Origin of the sequence: Rhodopseudomonas sp. BR0G17, from assembly GCF_010907025.1 — a bacterium.
GTDB lineage: Bacteria > Pseudomonadota > Alphaproteobacteria > Rhizobiales > Xanthobacteraceae > Rhodopseudomonas > Rhodopseudomonas palustris_H.
Genome location: NZ_QUML01000227.1, coordinates 1 through 395, shown reverse-complemented (window position 1 = coordinate 395; position 395 = coordinate 1). Strand labels below are relative to the sequence as shown.

At 70.1% G+C, this 395-nt stretch carries 1 protein-coding gene; it reads left to right on the top strand.

The window, feature by feature from the left end; genetic code table 11:
• Window positions 1-36 precede the first annotated feature (36 nt).
• Window positions 37-395 (top strand): hypothetical protein (locus DY467_RS25970; protein WP_246701659.1); only part of this gene is annotated, 359 nt, incomplete at its 3' end.

Genomic DNA, 395 nt, shown 5'->3' with positions numbered 1-395 from the left:
GTGCTGGCGAGCGCGCGCGAGGCGCACGCGACTCTGGTGTCCGCTTCGTCCGAAGTCACCGGCCAGATCCGCTCCCTGTCCACCGACATCGAGCGCACGCTGTACGCAGCCGGCAATGCGACTGCCGAAGCCGTTCTCGGCGGTGCCCGCGCGGCGCAGTCGACTCTGGTCTCGGCCTCGCAAGAGTCGTCCGAAAAGGTCAAGGCGCTCAGCGCCGAGGTGGAACGCACGCTGACCGAAGCCGGCAGCTCGACCGCCAGCGCGATCATCGCCGGGGCGCGCGAGGCTCACGCCACGCTGGTCACGGTGTCGTCGGAGACCGCCAACCAGGTGACGACGCTGACGGCCGACGTCGAACGCCGCCTGTCGGCGGCCGGTTCGAGCACCATCGAAAC